This window comes from Orrella dioscoreae (assembly GCF_900089455.2).
Taxonomy (GTDB): Bacteria; Pseudomonadota; Gammaproteobacteria; order Burkholderiales; family Burkholderiaceae_B; genus Orrella; species Orrella dioscoreae.
This window is the reverse complement of sequence record NZ_LT907988.1, coordinates 650,098-666,563: the sequence shown is the minus strand read 5'-3', so window position 1 is coordinate 666,563 and position 16,466 is coordinate 650,098. Positions and strand designations below refer to the sequence as shown.

Genomic DNA, 16,466 nt, shown 5'->3' with positions numbered 1-16,466 from the left:
CGCTTGCCCGCCCTGTTCACACCCACAGCTTCTCGCGCCGCAAGGCCAGGTCGGTCAGGAGCGGCAGCGCCGGCCCGTGATGCGACACCCGTCCGCGATCCAGCACCAGGGCCGTGTCGGCCAGCGCCAGCGTAAGGTCCAGGTTGTGGTCCACGATGAGGATGGTGATCTCGCCCTTGAGCTTCAGGATGGCATTGAAGACTTCCTCCGTCATCGCGGGCGAGAGCCCTTCGAAGGGTTCGTCCAGCAGCAGCACGCGCACATGGCCCGACAGCGCGCGCGCGATCGCCACCATCTGCTGTTCGCCGCCCGACAGCAGCTCGGCGTTCACCATGTAGCGCTCGCGCAGGCGCGGGAAGATCGAGAAGATACGCTCGTCGTCCCAGGCATCCTCGCTGCCGCGGCGCAGGCGGCCCAGCATCAGGTTGTCCTTCACCGTCAGCCCGGGGAAGAGGCGCCGGCCCTGCGGCACGAGGGCCAGGCCCAGCCGCGCCATGGCCTCGGGCACCGGCGACTGGATCGTCTGCCCCGCCACCGTCACCTCGCCCTGCGCCAGCCGCGCCATGCCGATGAGGCTCTTCAGCAAGGTCGACTTGCCCGCGCCATTGCGGCCCAGCACCGCGACGATCTCGCCGCGATGCGCCGAGAAGCCGATGCCCGACAGGATGTGGCTCTTGCCGTAATAGGCCTCGATGCCCGCCACCGCCAGGGTGACTTCGGTGGACACCTCGGTGGGCTGCACCTTCGCGGCAAGCGCCTCGCTGCCGGAGCCGATATAGATTTCGTGCACGCGCGCGTCACGCTGCACCGTCGCGGCATCGCCTTCGATCAGCACGGCGCCCTGGTTCATCACCGTGATGCGGTCGGACAGGGCGAAGACGCGGTCCACGTCATGCTCCACCAGCAGCACGCCGATGCGGTCGCCCACCGCCCGGATCAGCCGGCCGATGCGGTCGCGCTCGGCCACCGCCAGGCCGGCCAGCGGTTCGTCCAGCAACAGCAGGCGCGGCGCGGAGCCCAGCGCCAGGCCCATGTCCACCAGGCGCTGCCCGCCATAGGACAGGTCCTCGGCCAGGGCCGTCTCCATGCCGGTCACCCCCAGGAAACGCACCAGCTCGTCGGTCTCGCGCTGGGCCTTGTCCAGGTCGGAGGCCCGCCGCAGGATGGCGTAGCGCGCCGGGTCGCGCGCCATGACCGACAGCAGCAGGTTGTCGCGCACCGACAGGCCTTTGAAGAGGTTGGTGATCTGGAACGAGCGCGCCACGCCTGCCCCGCAGATCACGTCCGGCGTGCCCGCCGTGAGATCGCGCGTCCCCAGCCTGACCTTGCCTTCGTCGGGCGCGAACATGCCCGACAGCAGATTGAAGAACGAGGTCTTGCCCGCGCCATTGGGGCCGATCAGCGCGTGCACGCCCTGGTCCGAGATCGTGGTGCTCACGTCCGCCACGGCCTTCACGCCGCCAAAGCGCTTGCTCACGCCTTCGGCCACCAGCGGCTGGCGGTCGGCACGTTGCAGGAAGGACGGAAACTCGCCCACCTCGGGCGGCGTGCTGCGGGCGCCCATCGCGGCGGCGCGGTCGGCCTCCGGGCGGACCATGCGCCACACCCGGTTCCAGATACCGGCCAGGCCCGCGGGCGAGAACAGGATGAAGGCGATGAACACCAGGCCGAACCAGAGCAGCCAGTTCTCCGTCACCATCGACAGGTACTCGCGGAACAGCACGAAGAACAGCGCGCCCAGGATCGGGCCGGCAAAGCTGCGCATGCCGCCGATCAGCACGATGGCCAGCAGCTCGCCCGAGAACGGCACCGACAGGCTCTCGGCCGAAGCGATCCGGTGGTTCAGCACCGCCAGCCCGCCCGCCATGCCCGTGACCGTGGCCGAGATGGCGAAGGCGATGAGCTTGTAGCGGCGCACCGGATAGCCGACGAAGCGCGTGCGCACCTCGTTCTCGCGGATGGCGAGCAGCACCTTGCCGAAAGGCGAGTGCGTCAGGCGCAGCAGCAGGGCGGCCACCACCAGCCCGATCACGGCCACCACAGCATAGAAGGTCGGCCCATGATCCAGCGGCAGGCCGAACAGGCTGTGGCGCTCGATGCCGCCCATGCCGTTCTCGCCGCCCGTCAGCGAGGTCCAGCGAAACGCCACCGTGAAGCACAGCGCCGAAAAAGCCAGCGTGAGCAGCGAGAAATACACGCCGCGCCGGCGCAGCACCAGCGCGCCCACGGCGAGCGACGCCACCGCCACCAGCGCCACCGCGCCCAGCACGGGCAGCACCACGCTGTCGGGCAGATAACGCACCTGCAGGATGGCGACCGTGTAGGCGCCAATGCCGTACCACGCGCCATGCCCGAAGGACACCAGGCCGGTCTGGCCCAGCAGGACGTTCAGCCCCAGGCCGACCATCGCCAGCAGCACGCAATCGACAGCCGAGGTATAGGTCAGCCCGCCCGCCTGCAGCGCGAAGGGCAGCACCGCGAGGCCCGCGGCCAGCGCCGCCAGGGTCTTGAGTTCAGTGTTCTGCATGGCTTACTCCAGGCGTTCCATGCGCTCGCCCATGATGCCGCGGGGACGCAGCAGCAGGACGGCCAGCATCAGGAGATAGAGGGAGGCTTCCGACGCCGGCGGATAGAAGTACGCCGTCAGGCCGCGCAGCACGCCGACCAGCACGGCCGCCACCACGACACCCCAGAAGCTTCCCAGGCCGCCGATCACCACCACCACGAAGGCGGCGGTCAGGATCTCGTGCCCCATCGCCGGGTGCACGCCCGTCACGGGCGAGAGCAAGGCGCCCGCCAGGCCCGCCAGGCCGATGCCGATGCCGCACACCGCCGTCAGTACGGGCGCCAGCGAGATGCCCAGCGCACGCACCATGTCCGGATCGCTGATCCCGGCACGCACCACTTTGCCGAAGGCGGTGCGGCGCAGCAGCCACCAGGTGCCGCCCAGCGCGGCCAGGGCCACGGCCAGCATGGCCAGCCGGTAGTTGGGATACATGAAGTCGCCCACGGTGACCATGCCCCGCGCGGCCGGCGGAATGGAGAACTGCAGCGGCGAGGCGCCGTAGATCATGCGCAGCGACTGCTCGATCACCATGGCCAGGCCGAAGGTGAACAGCAGGCTCAGCACCGGATCGGCCTTGTAGAAGCGGCGCAGGAAAAGCCGCTCCACGATCATGCCCAGGATGGCCACCAGCAGCGGCGAGGCCACGAAGCCCACGCCGTAGCCGGCCCAGCCGGTGATCGTCACCATGAAATAGGCGCCCAGGGCGAAGAACGCGCCATGCGCCAGGTTCACCACGCCGCCCAGGCTGAAGATGATCGACAGCCCCAGCGCGATCAACAGGTAGTAGAAGCCGAGCAGGAGGCCGTTGACCACCTGCTCGGCGAGGAAGATCAATTCCATGCCCATCGCTTCCTTGCCAGACACTTGCACCGGTATGCCTTCCCCTGCGCGCACGGCCCCCGCGGGCCGTGCGCGCGGGAAACGTCACGCGAACTTGCAGGCGTTCTCCGCCATCGTGGGCAGGAGCAGCTCCATGTCCTCCTCGGGACCCGGCACGGGCGCACTGGTCTGGAAGATGTCCCACTTGTCGGCCGACTTGTCCTTGCTGGGCGTCACCGTGTACATCTCGAAGACGAGCTGGTGGTCCCATTTGCGGAAATAGCCCTCGCGCTGGCGCAGCACGTCGAACTTCACGCCGCTCTCCAGGTAATCGATGAGCTTGGCCGTGTCGTCGCTGTCGGTTTCCTTGATGGCCTGGGCCAACACCTTCACCGCCAGGTAGTCGGCGATGGCCTGGTTGTCGGGCGGACGGCCGAAGCGCCTGGTGAAGGCTTCAGTGAACTTCTGGCCCGAGGGCGACTTCACCTGGTGCGTCCAGATGATGGGCCACACGCCGCTGAAGCCGGCCGCCCCCGCGCCCCAGATGCTGGTGGCGTTCAGGTCCGCGCCCGCCAGCGGAATGGGCAGGCCGAACTCGTTGTACTGCTTCATGAAGTTCGTGGTCTGGTTGCCCGCCAGGTTGCTCATGACCAGGTCCGGCTTCTGCTGGCGGATCTTCAGGATCACCGAGCTGAACTCCGTGGCGTCGGTGGGGATCATGTCGTTGGACACGAACACCGCGCCGTGCTCGTCCATGAACTTCTTGGTCTGCGCGAAGAGGTCGTGGCCGAAGGCGTAGTCGGCGGTGAACGCCATCCAGCGCTTGCCCTTCACCATGTTCTGGCGCAGCAGTTCACGGCCCACCGTGCGCACATACATGGTGTTGTTGGCTTCCAGGTGGAACAGCGTGCGGCTGCAGCTCTTGCCCCGCAGCTCGTCGGAATTGCAGCCCGTCTGCAGGAACAGCTTGTTGGCGCGCGCGGCCACTTGCGAGATCGCCAGGCCCGAGGCCGAACTGATCTCGCCCACCAGCGCCAGCACGCCGTCGCGCTCGACCATGCGTTGCGCCTTGGCCGAGGCCGTCTGCGGATTGACGCTGTCCTCGCTCATCAACTGGAACTTGCGGCCACGCACGCCGCCCGCCTGGTTGACCTCGTCGACCGCCAGCGTCGCGCCCATGACGGCGTACTCGCCCATCGGACCGAGGAAGCCGGTGCGCGGCGTCAGGTGGCCGATGCGATAGACGTCCGAGGATTGCGCGCGCAACAGCGCGGGTGCCGCGCCCAGCACGGCGGCCGTCGTCGCGCCAAGCACCAGCTGCCGGCGTGACGCGGAAAAACGGGGATTGCCTGTCTTCACGAAAGTCTCCTTTGGATGGTGTTGCGCGAAGGCTGTGCCGCCTTTCTGGAATCGAGTGTATATCTGTGATCACAGATACCAATACCGTGGATACCCTAATATAATTCCGCCCATGGCCCTCACCGAACTCGTCACTCCCGTCCCCAAGCGCCAGACGCTTGGCGCCGACGTCCACGCGCAGATCCGCGAACTGCTGACCAGCGGCCGCCTGCGTCCCGGCGAGCAGATCTCGCTGCGCACCACCGCCCAGGCGCTGGGCGTCAGCGTCATGCCTGTGCGGGAAGCGGTCTATCAACTGGTGGCCGAGCAGGCGCTGGAAGTCACCGCCAACCGCAGCATCCGCGTGCCCCGCATGACGGTGAGCGCATTCCGCGAGATGACCTACATCCGCGTGCACGTGGAGTCGCTGGCGGCGCACCACGCGGCACAGCACTGCACCAAGGCGCTGACCAGGGAGATGCGCGGCTGGAACGAGAAGCTGGAAGCGGAGATGCGGACCGCCGAACCCGACGCCGCCAAGCTGATCCTGTTCAACCGCGAACTGCACTTCGCGATGTACCGCGCGGCGCAGATGCCGCTGCTCTTCAAGATGATCGAGAGCCTGTGGCTGCGGGTGGGGCCGATCCTGAACTACGACCTGCGCTCGGGCTCGCCGAGAGTGAAGGAGCGCACGGCGGTAACGCACCACCAACGGATGATCGCCGCGCTGGACAAGGGCGATACGGTGGGGGCCGGGGAAGCCTTGCGGGACGACATCCAGAGCGCCGCGAACACGATCATCGCGGCGGGGGTGCTGTTGGATGCGGATGATGCCGGGGATGAGGGTTAAGACTGCCTAGTTGACGGCCGCCGAGGGTGGTCGTGCCGTCGGCCGCCCACCCTCGGCGGCCGTCAACCCAGCGATCCCCCCCACACCAGATTTCACAGGGCTGTCACCAACCCCCACCAAACTTGCGTTCGTCCCCCTCCCACAGCCAACGACGAATCGCAAACCCCATGACGACGAACATCCCCTCGCGCCGCCGCTTCCTCCGCGGCGCTGCCGGCACCCTCACTGTCGCTTCCTCCCTGGGTCTGGGCGCCTGCGGCAGCAGCAACGACGATCCCGACGAGTCCCAAAATCCCGCGCCCAGCGCCAGTTTCCTGCATGGCGTGGCCAGTGGCGATCCGCTTGCCGATCGCGTCATCCTGTGGACCCGCATCACGCCTGAGCGCGAGCGCGAGGTCGAGCTGGTCTGGGAGCTGGCCGAGGACGACGCCTTCACGCGCGGCCTGAAGACCGGCACGCTGCTCACCGATGCCTCGCGCGACTACACCGCCAAGATCGACGTCACGGGCCTGGCCGCCAACACCGTGTACTGGTACCGCTTCAAGCACGACGTCACCACCAGCACCATCGGCCGCACCCGCACCCTGCCTGCCGGCGCCGTCAGCCAGGCGCGGCTGGCCGTGTTCTCCTGTTCGAACTTCCCCGCGGGTTACTTCCACGTGTACGCCGAAGCCGCGCGCCGTGACGACCTGCATGCCGCCATCCACCTGGGCGACTACATCTACGAATACGCCAGCGACGGCTATGCCTCGGACAACGCCGCCGCCATGGGCCGCGTCTCGGAACCCGCCAACGAGATCGTCTCGCTGACCGACTATCGCCGCCGCTACGCGCAATATCGCACCGACGCCGACCTGCAGGCCGTGCACGCCGCCCTGCCCTTCATCGTGATCTGGGACGATCACGAAATCGCCAACAACACCTGGCGCGAAGGCGCCGAGAACCACCAGCCCGAGACCGAAGGCGCGTTCGACGTGCGCAAGGTCGCGGCCGTGAAGGCCTATCACGAATGGCTGCCCACCCGTGAACAGGTGCCGGTCGACCACCTCTATCGACGCTTCGAGTTCGGCGACCTGCTGACCTTGCACATGCTGGACACCCGCCTGGTCGCACGCGACGAACAGCTGGACTACACCCGCTACTTCCCTGCCCTGCTGGGCAACCCCGATCCCGCAGCGGGCCTGACGGACTTCCTGACCCAGCTGGGCACGGATCTCGGCGACACGAACCGCCAGTTGCTGGGCGCCGAGCAACTGGGCTGGCTGCAACAGGGCATGATGGCCTCGTCGGCCACGTGGCAGGTGCTGGGCCAGCAGGTGCTGATGGCCCCCGTGACCCTGCCGCTGCCCGTGCTGCTGGGCCTGCTGGCCGGCGCGGGCCAGCTTGGCGACGTGACCCTCCCGCCCGGCTTCACGATCGACCCGGCGGCCTATGCGACGCTGCTGCAACGCCGGAGCAACGGTGAAGTCCTGACGGCCCCGGAAAACGCCATCCTGGACCTGCCCAGCCTGCCCTACAACCTCGACTCGTGGGACGGCTACTGGGCCGCACGCGAAACCGTGCTGCAGACCGCGCGCACCCTGGACAAGAACCTGGTGGTGCTGGCCGGCGACACGCACAACGCCTGGGCCAGCGACCTGCGCAGCATCGCGGGCGAACGCGTGGGCGTCGAGTTCGCCACCTCGTCGGTCAGCTCGCCGGGCTTCGAGGAATACCTGGGCGCGGGATATCCGCCCGCGGCGCTGTCGGCGCTGGTTCGCCAGTTGTCCAACCTGAACACCTTGGGCGCCGTCGGCAGCCACTGGGCTGGCAGCCTGCAGTATTCCGACACCAGCCGCCGCGGCTACATGGTGATCACCGCCACCCACGCCGAAGTCCGCGCGGATTGGCACATGGTCGACACCGTGCAGCAGGAAGCCTACACGGCCGTGCTGGACAAGAGCCTGCGCGTGCTGCCGGGCGCGGCCAACCGCCGGCTGCTGGATGACATCGTCGGCTGACGTCAGCTCACGCGAGGAAAAACGGCCCCCAAATGAACTGACCCCCGAAAGTTGGACGAAATCCAATCTTCGGGGGTTTTTGCATGGCGAAGTACGACGAGCGTTTCAAGCTCAAGGTAGTGAAGGAGTATCTGTCAGGATCGGGGGGATCGAAGACGGTGGGCGCCAGGCACGGTCTTGGTCACGCCACAGTCAGGCGGTGGGTAAGTAGCTATCGAGAGCACGGGGTGTGCGGCCTGCGTCGCAAGGGCGCGAGCTACGACGCGGCATTCAAGCTGCAGGTGCTCAATCGGATGTGGCGTGAGGGGTGGTCTCTGACGCAGACGGCGGCAGCATTTGATATTCGCTCGGCGAGCCACATTGGTAGGTGGGAGCGTCAGTATCATGAGGGTGGAAATGAAGCCCTTGAGCGCCGTCGGCGCGGATGCAGAGCCATGTCAGATCAGTCAGTAAAACCGTCAGGGCCCACAGCCCCAGAGCAGAAAACCCTTGAGGAGGTGCTCAAGGAAAACGAGTACCTCCGAGCGGAGAACGCCTACCTAAAAAAGCTCGATGCCTTGATCCAGCAAAAGAGGGCGGCAGCGCAGAAAAAGCGCAGTTGATCGCTGGGTTGAGGCAAGAGCATCGCGTAGGTGTGCTGCTGGCAGTCGCAGGGCTCTCGCGCAGCACGTTCTACTACCACTTGAAGGCGCGGGGCGTGGCAGACAAGTCTGCGGGGCTCAAGGCCAGGATCAGTGCCGTCTATGCGCGCCACAAGGGCCGCTACGGCTACCGACGCATCACGGCCGCGCTGCGCCAGGCCGGCCAGTGCGTGAACCACAAGACGGTGCAGAAGCTGATGCGGGCGTTGGGACTGAAGTCCTTGGTGCGGCCGAAGAGGTATCGCTCGTACCGAGGCGAGGTAGGCCGCGTGGCGCCGAACGTGCTGGCGCGCCAGTTCGAGGCCGACCGTCCGAACCAGAAGTGGGTCACCGACGTGACGGAGTTCAACGTGCGCGGCCAGAAGCTGTATCTGTCGCCGGTGATGGACCTGTACAACGGTGAGATCGTGGCCTACGAGACCAGCGAGCGTCCGTTGTTCGGGCTGGTGGGCAACATGCTCAAGAAGGCGATGCGCCGCCTGTCGCCGGGCGACCAACCGCTGCTGCACTCGGACCAGGGCTGGCAGTACCAGCAGCCCAGCTACCGGCGCATGCTGGCCGATCGTGGCCTCACGCAAAGCATGTCGCGCAAGGGCAACTGCCTGGACAACGCCGCCATGGAGAGCTGGTTCGCCACGCTCAAGACCGAGTGCTTCTACCTGCGCCGCTACGACAGCATCGAGCAGCTTCAAAAGGCCATCGGCCAGTTCATCCACTACTACAACCACCAGCGTATCCGGCTCAAACTAAAAGGCCTGAGCCCGGTGCAATACCGAACTCAGGCCTTGGCCGCCTGACCTTTTAAACTGTCCAACTTCTGGGGGTCAGTTCAAAACCCGGCGGCACGCCGGGCTCGGGGGCCGTTGCGCTTCACGCCAGGATCCGTCCATCCAGGCCGATCCTGGCGCGGCGATCAAGCCGTCAACAATCGCGGCATGCCCGCGCCGCGCTCGGCCTGTTCCACCGCCACGCGCAGCGGCTCGCCGTCCACCTTGAAGATCGAGATCGCGCGCAACAGATAGCGCGACTGTTCCGCCAAGGCCTGCGCCGCGGCCGACGCCTCCTCGACCAGCGCGGCATTCTGCTGCGTGACCGAATCCATCTGCGCCACCGCCACGCCCACCTGCTCGATGCCCTGGGTCTGCTCGCCAGAGGCATTGGCGATTTCGCCGTTGATGTCCGCCATCGCGCCCACGGCCTTGACCACGTCGCCCATGTTCTCGCCGGTGCGGCTGGCCAGGCGCGTGCCGTCCTGGATGATGCCCGACGAACGCTCGATGATCTCGCGCACCTCCTTGGCCGCCGTGGCGCTGCGTTGCGCCAGCGCACGCACCTCCGAGGCCACGACCGCGAAGCCGCGGCCCTGCTCGCCTGCACGCGCGGCCTCCACCGCCGCATTGAGCGCCAGGATGTTGGTCTGGAAGGCGATGCTCTCGATCACCGAGATGATGTCGTTGATCCTGCCCGAGCTGTCCTGGATGGCGTTCATGCTGGCCACCACCTGCGACACCAGCTCGCCGGTCTGGCGCACCTGCGCGGCCGAGGTCACGGCCAGCTCGCTGCCCTGGCGGGCGCTTTCGTTGTTCTGCCGGACCGTGGAGGTCAGCTCTTCCATGCTGGCGGCGGTTTCCTCCAGCGAAGCGGCCTGCTCCTCGGTGCGCTGCGACAGCTCGGTGTTGCCCTGGGCGATCTGTTCGGCGGCGCTGGAAATCGATTCCGCCGATTCGCGGATGCCGTGGACGATGCTGCCCAGCCGTCGGCGCATCGCCTCCAGCGACGCCATCAGGCTGGCGTCGTCGCCCGCAGGCACGGCCAGGCGCACGGCCAGATTGCCCGAGGCGATCTCGCCGGCCACGCGTTGCGCCTCGGCGGGCTCGCCGCCCAGCTGGCGCAGGATGCTGCGGGTGATCAGCACGGCCGCCAGGATGCCCAGCAACAGGGCCAGGCCGGCAGCCACGCCGATGGTGACGGACAGGCCCGCCCCCGTCACTTGCGCCGCGTCGGCGGTGTCGGTCGACAGCGTCGCTTCCAGGTCGGCCAGCTTTTCCAGCTGCGCCAGCCAGGCATGCTGGCGCCCGCGCAGCTCCTTGCCCAGCACGGCGGTCCCCTCTTCCACCCGGCCATCCAGCATGAGTTGCATCACCTGGTTCGCATAGGGAACGGTCTCCTGGGCCAGGCGCTGGATATCCGCCAGCAGCGCATGCTCCTCGGCCGTCGTATGGGGATCGTCGCGATACATCTGCGCCAGGCGCGCCGATGCGTCCTGGTAACGCTTGCCCGCGTCGTTAAAGCGGTCGTACTCGGCCTTGACCAGGTCGGGCGCGGTAAAGAGCGCCACGCTGCGCACGTTGACCGCACGCACCTGCAGCGCCATGTACATGTCGTCCGCCAACTGCTTCTGTACTGCGTTCACCTCGGTGATGTCCACCAGGCTGCGCCGCATCTCGTTCATGCCGTACAAGCCCAGCCCGCCGATCACGCCCAAGAGGGCCAGCAGGATGCCAAAACCCAGCGCCAGGCGCGAGGCTACTTTCATGCGATGCAAGTTCATGTGTTGTCCGCCTTGAGCGGCCTGCGCCGGTTTTCCCTGCCGGCATGGCCAGTGAATGCTGCGTGGGAATCGCCGCATCGGCCAGCGTCATCGCGCTGAACACTGAAACCATACGCAACAAAACACGCAAAATAGTGACATTAAATGACACCATTCGCCAATCGGTTCTATTGATGGAGACAGGCAGATCGATCGAGGGCCTTGATGGCGGCCGCGGCGGCAGCGATGAAGTTTTTCGGCGTGCAGGCCCGCCACCCGCGGCGCGAGCGCCCTGGATATGGAGACGTGGGGAGAAAAGTGGCGCGCGCGAATGGCGCGGCAAACAAACACAAAAAAGCCCCCACGCCGCGCCTTCGGCTTGCTGCCCCCCAAGGGGGCCGCTTTTTGTCTTGGGGCGGCCCAGCGACAAAAAAGCCGGCATCGCTTGCGCGTGCCGGCTTCCTGCGGACGATATATCGGGAATGTCGTCCTGAATCTTGCCATCAAGGTCCGACCTGCTTAGCCAAATCACTAAGCTGGTCGGGGCGAGAGGATTCGAACCTCCGACTCCTGCGTCCCGAACGCAGTACTCTACCAGGCTGAGCTACGCCCCGTACTTGATGCTTCTACTTCTATCTTCCCCGCGGCGGAACTTCCTGATCCCCACCCTGTGAAACAGGTCAGCGATCACGATCCACCGCGAAAGCGCAAAATTCTAGCAGGGATTTCGAGAAATCGGAAATCGGGTACGCAGCCAGGGCCTCCCGGGCTGTCCCGGCCTCGGCCAGCGCGCAGCGGCGGGCATGGTCCAGCGCATCGGTGGCATGGATGGCCGCGGCCACCGCCTCGAAGTCGCCCTCGCCCGTTTCAATGGCCGAACGGACCAGGTCGCGTTGCGCGGGCGTGCCCACTTCCATGACGCGGATGAGCGGCAGCGTGGGCTTGCCTTCACGCAGGTCGTCGCCCACGTTCTTGCCCAGGGCGCCTGCGTCGCCGCTGTAGTCCAGCACGTCGTCGATCAGCTGGAAGGCCGTGCCGATGTGGCGGCCATAGGCGGCGGCGGCGGCTTCCTGCTCGGGCGTGGCGCCCGCCAGCACGGCGCCCACCTGGGCCGAGGCCTCGAAGAGCTTGCCGGTCTTGTAGCGCACCACCTGCAGGTAGCGCGCCTCGGAGACCTCGGGGTCGCGCACGTTCAGCAGCTGCAGCACCTCGCCTTCGGCGATGACCGTGGTGGCGCCGGACATGATCTCCATGATGCGCATGGAGTTGGCCTCGACCATCATCTCGAAGGCGCGCGAATAGAGGTAGTCGCCCACCAGCACGCTGGCGGCGTTGCCGAAGACCGCGTTGGCGGTGCTGCGGCCACGGCGCAGGTCGGACTCGTCGACCACGTCATCGTGCAGCAGGGTCGAGGTGTGGATGAACTCGACGACCGCGGCCAGCAGGTGGTGGTGGGCGCCCTGGTAACCCAGCGCACGCGCGATCATGAGCAGCAGTGCCGGGCGCATGCGCTTGCCGCCGGCGCTGACGATGTATTCACCGATGGTACGGATCAGCACCACCTCGGAATCCAGCCTGGCTCGGATGACGGCATCGACGGACTTCATGTCGTCGGCAACGGGGGCAAGCAAGTCAGACAGATTCAAGGCGGATCCGGTATCGAAAAAACGCCCCTTGGGCGAAGGGCAAGCGGGCGGGCGCCGGGCTATCCCGGTGCGCGCAAACAACAGCCGATTATACGGGCGTGGCGGCCCCTCCCCTGCGCCCAGGCGCATCGGCGCCGGCCGGAAAGCCCATTTCCCGGTGCGCCCGCTTGACTTTCGTTTGACTATCAATGGCTTGCGGGCTAGAATCCCGAGTTCGGCGCTTTTTGTGCCGGAATATTTTCCAAGGAACCCTCATGTACGCGGTCATAAAAACCGGTGGCAAGCAGTATCGCGTTGCCGCTGGCGAAAAACTCAAAATCGAACAGATACCGGCAGACATTGGGCAAGAAATCACCCTGGACCAGGTTCTGTCCGTGGGCGAAGGCGAAACGCTGAAGATCGGCGCGCCCTTCGTTTCCGGCGCCGCGGTCAAGGTCACGGTTCTTGCGCAAGGACGCCACGACAAGGTCAAGATCTTCAAGATGCGCCGTCGCAAGCACTACCAGAAGCGTCAAGGCCATCGCCAGAACTACACCGAGATCCGCATCGACGCGATCACGGGCTGATCTGGCACCGAGCAGATCCGGTATCTTCCCAGCATCCTTTCTCAGCCTCCTGGGGCAAGAATTCGTAGGAGCCAAACATGGCACAGAAAAAGGGCGGCGGCTCAACCCGCAACGGCCGCGACTCAGAAAGTAAACGCCTTGGCGTCAAGGTGTACGGCGGCCAGGCCATCCTGGCTGGCGGCATCATCGTGCGCCAGCGTGGCACCCGCTTCCACCCCGGCACCAACGTCGGCGTGGGCAAGGACCACACCCTGTACGCGCTGACCGACGGTCACGTGAAGTTCGGCGTCAAGGGCAAGCTCAGCAAGCAGACCGTGTCGGTCCTGGCTGCCGAGTAAGTCGCGCCACGCACGCAAGCCGGCCGCAAGCCTGGCTGAAAAAGCCCTGCCCTGGCGGCAGGGCTTTTTTGCTTGTCCCCCGGGACGGCACACTTGGCGGCCACGCGGCCGCGCTTAGGACACACAGATCATGAAATTCGTCGACGAAGCCACCATCGAAGTCATCGCCGGCAAAGGCGGCAACGGCGTGGCGAGCTTTCGCCGCGAAAAATTCATTCCCCGCGGCGGCCCAGACGGCGGCGATGGCGGACGCGGCGGCAGCATCTATGCCGTGGCCGACCGCAACATCAACACGCTGATCGACTTCCGCTACGCCCGCCTGCACCGCGCCAAGAATGGCGAGAACGGCCGCGGCTCGGACCAGTACGGCGCCGCCGCCCCCGACATCACCCTGCGCGTGCCCGTGGGCACCATCGTGCACGACGCCGAGACCGGCGAGGTGCTGTTCGACCTCAACCACCACGCGCAGCAGGTGACGCTGGCCGCCGGTGGCCAGGGCGGCATGGGCAACCTGCACTTCAAGTCCAGCGTGAACCGCGCGCCGCGCCAATGGACGCCCGGCCGCGAAGGCGAGCAGCGCAAGCTGCGGCTGGAACTGAAGGTGCTGGCCGACGTCGGCCTGCTGGGCATGCCCAACGCCGGCAAATCCACCTTCATTGCCCGCGTGTCGAACGCGCGCCCCAAGATCGCCGACTATCCCTTCACCACGCTGCACCCGAACCTGGGCGTGGTGCGCACCTCCGAGGCCCGCAGCTTCGTCATCGCCGACATTCCCGGCCTGATCGAAGGCGCCTCGGAAGGCGCCGGCCTGGGCCACCAGTTCCTGCGGCACCTGGCGCGCACCCGCGTGCTGCTGCACCTGGTGGATGTCGCCTCGCCCGACCCGGACGCCGACCCCATCCCGCAAGCCGTGGAGAACGCCCGCGCCATCGTCGAGGAACTGCGCCGCTATGACGCCGACCTCCACGCCAAGCCGCGCTGGCTGATCCTGAACAAGCTGGACATGGCAGGCGAGGACCCGGCGGGCCTGCAGGCGCGCTTCGTCGAGCAGCTGGACTGGCAGGGCCCCACCTTCGCGATCTCGGCCCTGACCGGCGACGGCACGCGCGACCTGCTCTACGCGCTGCAGGACTACCTGGATGCCGAACGCAGCAAGGACCAGCAGGCGGAGGACGAAGCCGCCGGCACCTACGTGCCGGAAGACCCGCGCTTCGACCCTGCCCGCGATCAGACCCAAACCCAGGCCAACGCCACGCCGCCCGACGACGCGCAATAGGTCATAATCGCGGCATCCCCGCCGCCTCCCCCCTTACTCGTTCCTCCGGTCATGTCCGCCGCCACGCCTGCTGTCTCCGTTGTCGCCCCCGCCGGCCGCCTGGTCGTCAAGGTGGGCTCCTCGCTGGTCACCAACGAGGGACGCGGCATGGACCGCAACGCGCTGTCGCACTGGGCCCGGCAGATCGCCGCGCTGCGCCAGCAGGGCAAGCAGGTCGTGCTGGTGTCCAGCGGCGCCATCGCCGAAGGCATGGCGCGGCTGGGCTGGCACCAGCGTCCGGCGGCCATGCACGAACTCCAGGCCGCCGCCGCCGTGGGCCAGATGGGCCTGGCCCAGGCCTACGAGGCCGCCTTCGCCGAGTTCGGCCTGCGCACCGCGCAGATCCTGCTGACCCACGAAGACCTGGCCGACCGCACCCGCTACCTGAACGCGCGCTCGACGCTCTTCGCGCTGCTGCGCCTGGGCGTGGTGCCCATCGTGAACGAGAACGACACGGTGGTCACCGACGAGATCCGCCTGGGCGACAACGACACGCTGGGCGCGCTGGTCACCAACCTGATCGAGGCCGACGCGCTGATCATCCTGACCGACCAACGCGGCCTGTACGAGTCCGATCCCCGCAAGAATCCCGATGCGCGCTTCGTCGCGCATGCGCAGGCGGGCGAGCCCAGCCTGGAAGCCATGGCGGGCGGCGCCGGCAGCGCGGTGGGCACGGGCGGCATGCTGACCAAGATCCTGGCGGCCAAGCGTGCCGCGCGCAGCGGCGCCCACACGGTGGTGGCCTCGGGCCGCGAGCACAACGTGCTGCTGCGCCTGGCCCAGGGCGAATGCATCGGCACGGAATTGCAGGCCACGATGCCGGTGTGGTCGGCGCGCAAGCAATGGCTGGCCGATCACCTGCGGCTGCGCGGCCGCGTGGTGCTGGACGCCGGCGCCGTGCGCGCGTTGCTGCAGGAAGGCAAGAGCCTGCTGCCCATCGGCGTGCTGCAGGCGGAAGGCGAATTCGCGCGCGGCGACGTGGTGGCCTGCGTGGACGAGACCGGACGCGAATGCGCCCGCGGCCTCATCAATTATTCCGCGGGCGACACGCGCCGCATCCTGCGCAAGCCCTCTTCACAGATCGCCGCGGTGCTGGGCAGCATGTCCGAACCCGAACTCATGCACCGCGACAATCTCGTGGTGCTTCAGAGCGCCCCCGCGAACGCGTAACCCCAGCCCGAGACGGTGCGCAGCGGCAAATCGATGCCTTGCCGCGCGGCCTTGCGGCGCAGGCGGCACACCAGCATGTCCAGGCGGCGCGTGGTTTCCCCGGCACGCGCGGCCAGATAGGCGCGCCGGTCGAGGCGTGCATCGGGCGCCGCCAGCAGCTCGGCCATGAACGCGCGCTCGGCGCCCGTCAGCACCAGGCTGGCACCCTCGGGCGCGCGCAGCACCCATCCTTTCTCCAACAGCCGCCAGACTGACGGGGCTGGCCGCAAGGGCGCATCCGGCACGCCGCGGCCATTGACCCGGCGGGCCAGCGCCTGCAACGCCGCCACCAGCTCTCCCACCTGCAGATCCCCTGCCAGGCACAGGTCTGCGCCCTGCCGCATGACCTCGATGCGCTGGTCGGCGCCGTCGTAGTGCGACACCGCGACGATGCCCGCCTGGGGACTGCGTTGCCGCAAGCCCGAGCACAGGCTGGCCAACGTCGCCGGAGACCCCGCCAGTACCAGCAGGGGCGCCCTGTCACCCGCGACACGCCGATGCGCGTCGCCTTCCGAACGGCATCCCTCGACGCCCATGCCGCAGCGGCGCATGGCGCGCACGGCGGCACGGCGGAAGGCCTCATCGGAGGACAGCACAAGCACGGGACGGCCCGTGGCGACGAAATGGTCCATGCGGTTTCCTTGCGTG

The 16,466-nt window shown here is 67.3% G+C and carries 13 protein-coding genes and 1 tRNA gene; 7 read left to right on the top strand and 7 right to left on the bottom strand.

Translation table 11 applies throughout. The annotated features are described in order from the left end of the window. Positions 1–16: 16 nt before the first annotated feature. The 3 genes from ODI_RS03150 to ODI_RS03140 form a co-directional block, all read right to left on the bottom strand. Positions 17–2,527 (bottom strand): branched-chain amino acid ABC transporter ATP-binding protein/permease, encoded by a 2,511-nt coding sequence (locus ODI_RS03150; protein ID WP_067755806.1) that lies wholly within the window; start codon positions 2,525–2,527, stop codon positions 17–19. A 3-nt stretch (positions 2,528–2,530) separates the two neighbouring features. Beyond that, the gene (locus ODI_RS03145; protein WP_067755852.1) at positions 2,531–3,406 is read right to left on the bottom strand and encodes a branched-chain amino acid ABC transporter permease; all 876 of its coding nucleotides are present in this window, start codon (positions 3,404–3,406) and stop codon (positions 2,531–2,533) included. 84 nt (positions 3,407–3,490) lie between these two features. Then, positions 3,491–4,744 (bottom strand): ABC transporter substrate-binding protein, encoded by a 1,254-nt coding sequence (locus ODI_RS03140; protein ID WP_067755803.1) that lies wholly within the window; start codon positions 4,742–4,744, stop codon positions 3,491–3,493. A 112-nt stretch (positions 4,745–4,856) separates the two neighbouring features. On the opposite strand from ODI_RS03140, the gene ODI_RS03135 reads away from it, so the two are divergent. The 3 genes from ODI_RS03135 to ODI_RS03125 all read left to right on the top strand — a co-directional run bounded on the left by ODI_RS03135 (position 4,857) and on the right by ODI_RS03125 (position 9,011). Then, positions 4,857–5,573: a GntR family transcriptional regulator gene (locus tag ODI_RS03135; protein WP_067755800.1), complete on the top strand. Its 717-nt coding sequence runs from the start codon at positions 4,857–4,859 to the stop codon at positions 5,571–5,573. A gap of 167 nt (positions 5,574–5,740) precedes the next feature. Further along, positions 5,741–7,573 carry an alkaline phosphatase D family protein gene (locus tag ODI_RS03130; protein WP_082985374.1) on the top strand — a complete coding sequence of 611 codons (1,833 nt, stop codon included), beginning with the start codon at positions 5,741–5,743 and terminating at the stop codon, positions 7,571–7,573. An 83-nt stretch (positions 7,574–7,656) separates the two neighbouring features. Further along, positions 7,657–9,011 (top strand): IS3 family transposase gene (locus ODI_RS03125; protein ID WP_098020823.1). Its coding sequence is split into 2 segments (ribosomal slippage): positions 7,657–8,113 and positions 8,113–9,011, totalling 1,356 coding nucleotides; the frame shifts between segments, so codons are not numbered across the junction. A 116-nt stretch (positions 9,012–9,127) separates the two neighbouring features. Here ODI_RS03125 and ODI_RS03120 read toward each other — a convergent pair. The 3 genes from ODI_RS03120 to ODI_RS03110 form a co-directional block, all read right to left on the bottom strand. After that, positions 9,128–10,750 (bottom strand): methyl-accepting chemotaxis protein, encoded by a 1,623-nt coding sequence (locus tag ODI_RS03120; protein ID WP_231968180.1) that lies wholly within the window; start codon positions 10,748–10,750, stop codon positions 9,128–9,130. 531 nt (positions 10,751–11,281) lie between these two features. Continuing rightward, a tRNA-Pro gene (locus tag ODI_RS03115) sits at positions 11,282–11,358 on the bottom strand. A gap of 66 nt (positions 11,359–11,424) precedes the next feature. Further along, a complete protein-coding gene (locus ODI_RS03110; RefSeq protein WP_067753956.1) occupies positions 11,425–12,390 on the bottom strand; it encodes a polyprenyl synthetase family protein in 966 nt (321 codons plus the stop codon). Between the two features lie 254 nt (positions 12,391–12,644). Here ODI_RS03110 and rplU point away from each other — a divergent pair, with 254 nt between their 5' ends. The 4 genes from rplU to proB all read left to right on the top strand — a co-directional run bounded on the left by rplU (position 12,645) and on the right by proB (position 15,779). Next, the gene (gene rplU / locus ODI_RS03105) at positions 12,645–12,956 is read left to right on the top strand and encodes a 50S ribosomal protein L21 (RefSeq protein ID WP_067753954.1); all 312 of its coding nucleotides are present in this window, start codon (positions 12,645–12,647) and stop codon (positions 12,954–12,956) included. A 77-nt stretch (positions 12,957–13,033) separates the two neighbouring features. Then, positions 13,034–13,294 carry a 50S ribosomal protein L27 gene (gene rpmA, locus ODI_RS03100; RefSeq protein WP_067753951.1) on the top strand — a complete coding sequence of 87 codons (261 nt, stop codon included), beginning with the start codon at positions 13,034–13,036 and terminating at the stop codon, positions 13,292–13,294. 130 nt (positions 13,295–13,424) lie between these two features. Next, a complete protein-coding gene (gene obgE, locus ODI_RS03095; RefSeq protein WP_067753948.1) occupies positions 13,425–14,570 on the top strand; it encodes a GTPase ObgE in 1,146 nt (381 codons plus the stop codon). Between the two features lie 51 nt (positions 14,571–14,621). Next, positions 14,622–15,779 (top strand): glutamate 5-kinase, encoded by a 1,158-nt coding sequence (gene proB, locus ODI_RS03090; protein WP_067753945.1) that lies wholly within the window; start codon positions 14,622–14,624, stop codon positions 15,777–15,779. On the opposite strand, the gene ODI_RS03085 is transcribed toward proB, so the two are convergent. Beyond that, complete coding sequence (locus ODI_RS03085; RefSeq protein ID WP_067753942.1) at positions 15,755–16,450, bottom strand: response regulator transcription factor; 696 nt, start codon at positions 16,448–16,450, stop codon at positions 15,755–15,757. The two genes, proB and ODI_RS03085, sit on opposite strands and share 25 nt — an antisense overlap. Positions 16,451–16,466: the final 16 nt, after the last annotated feature.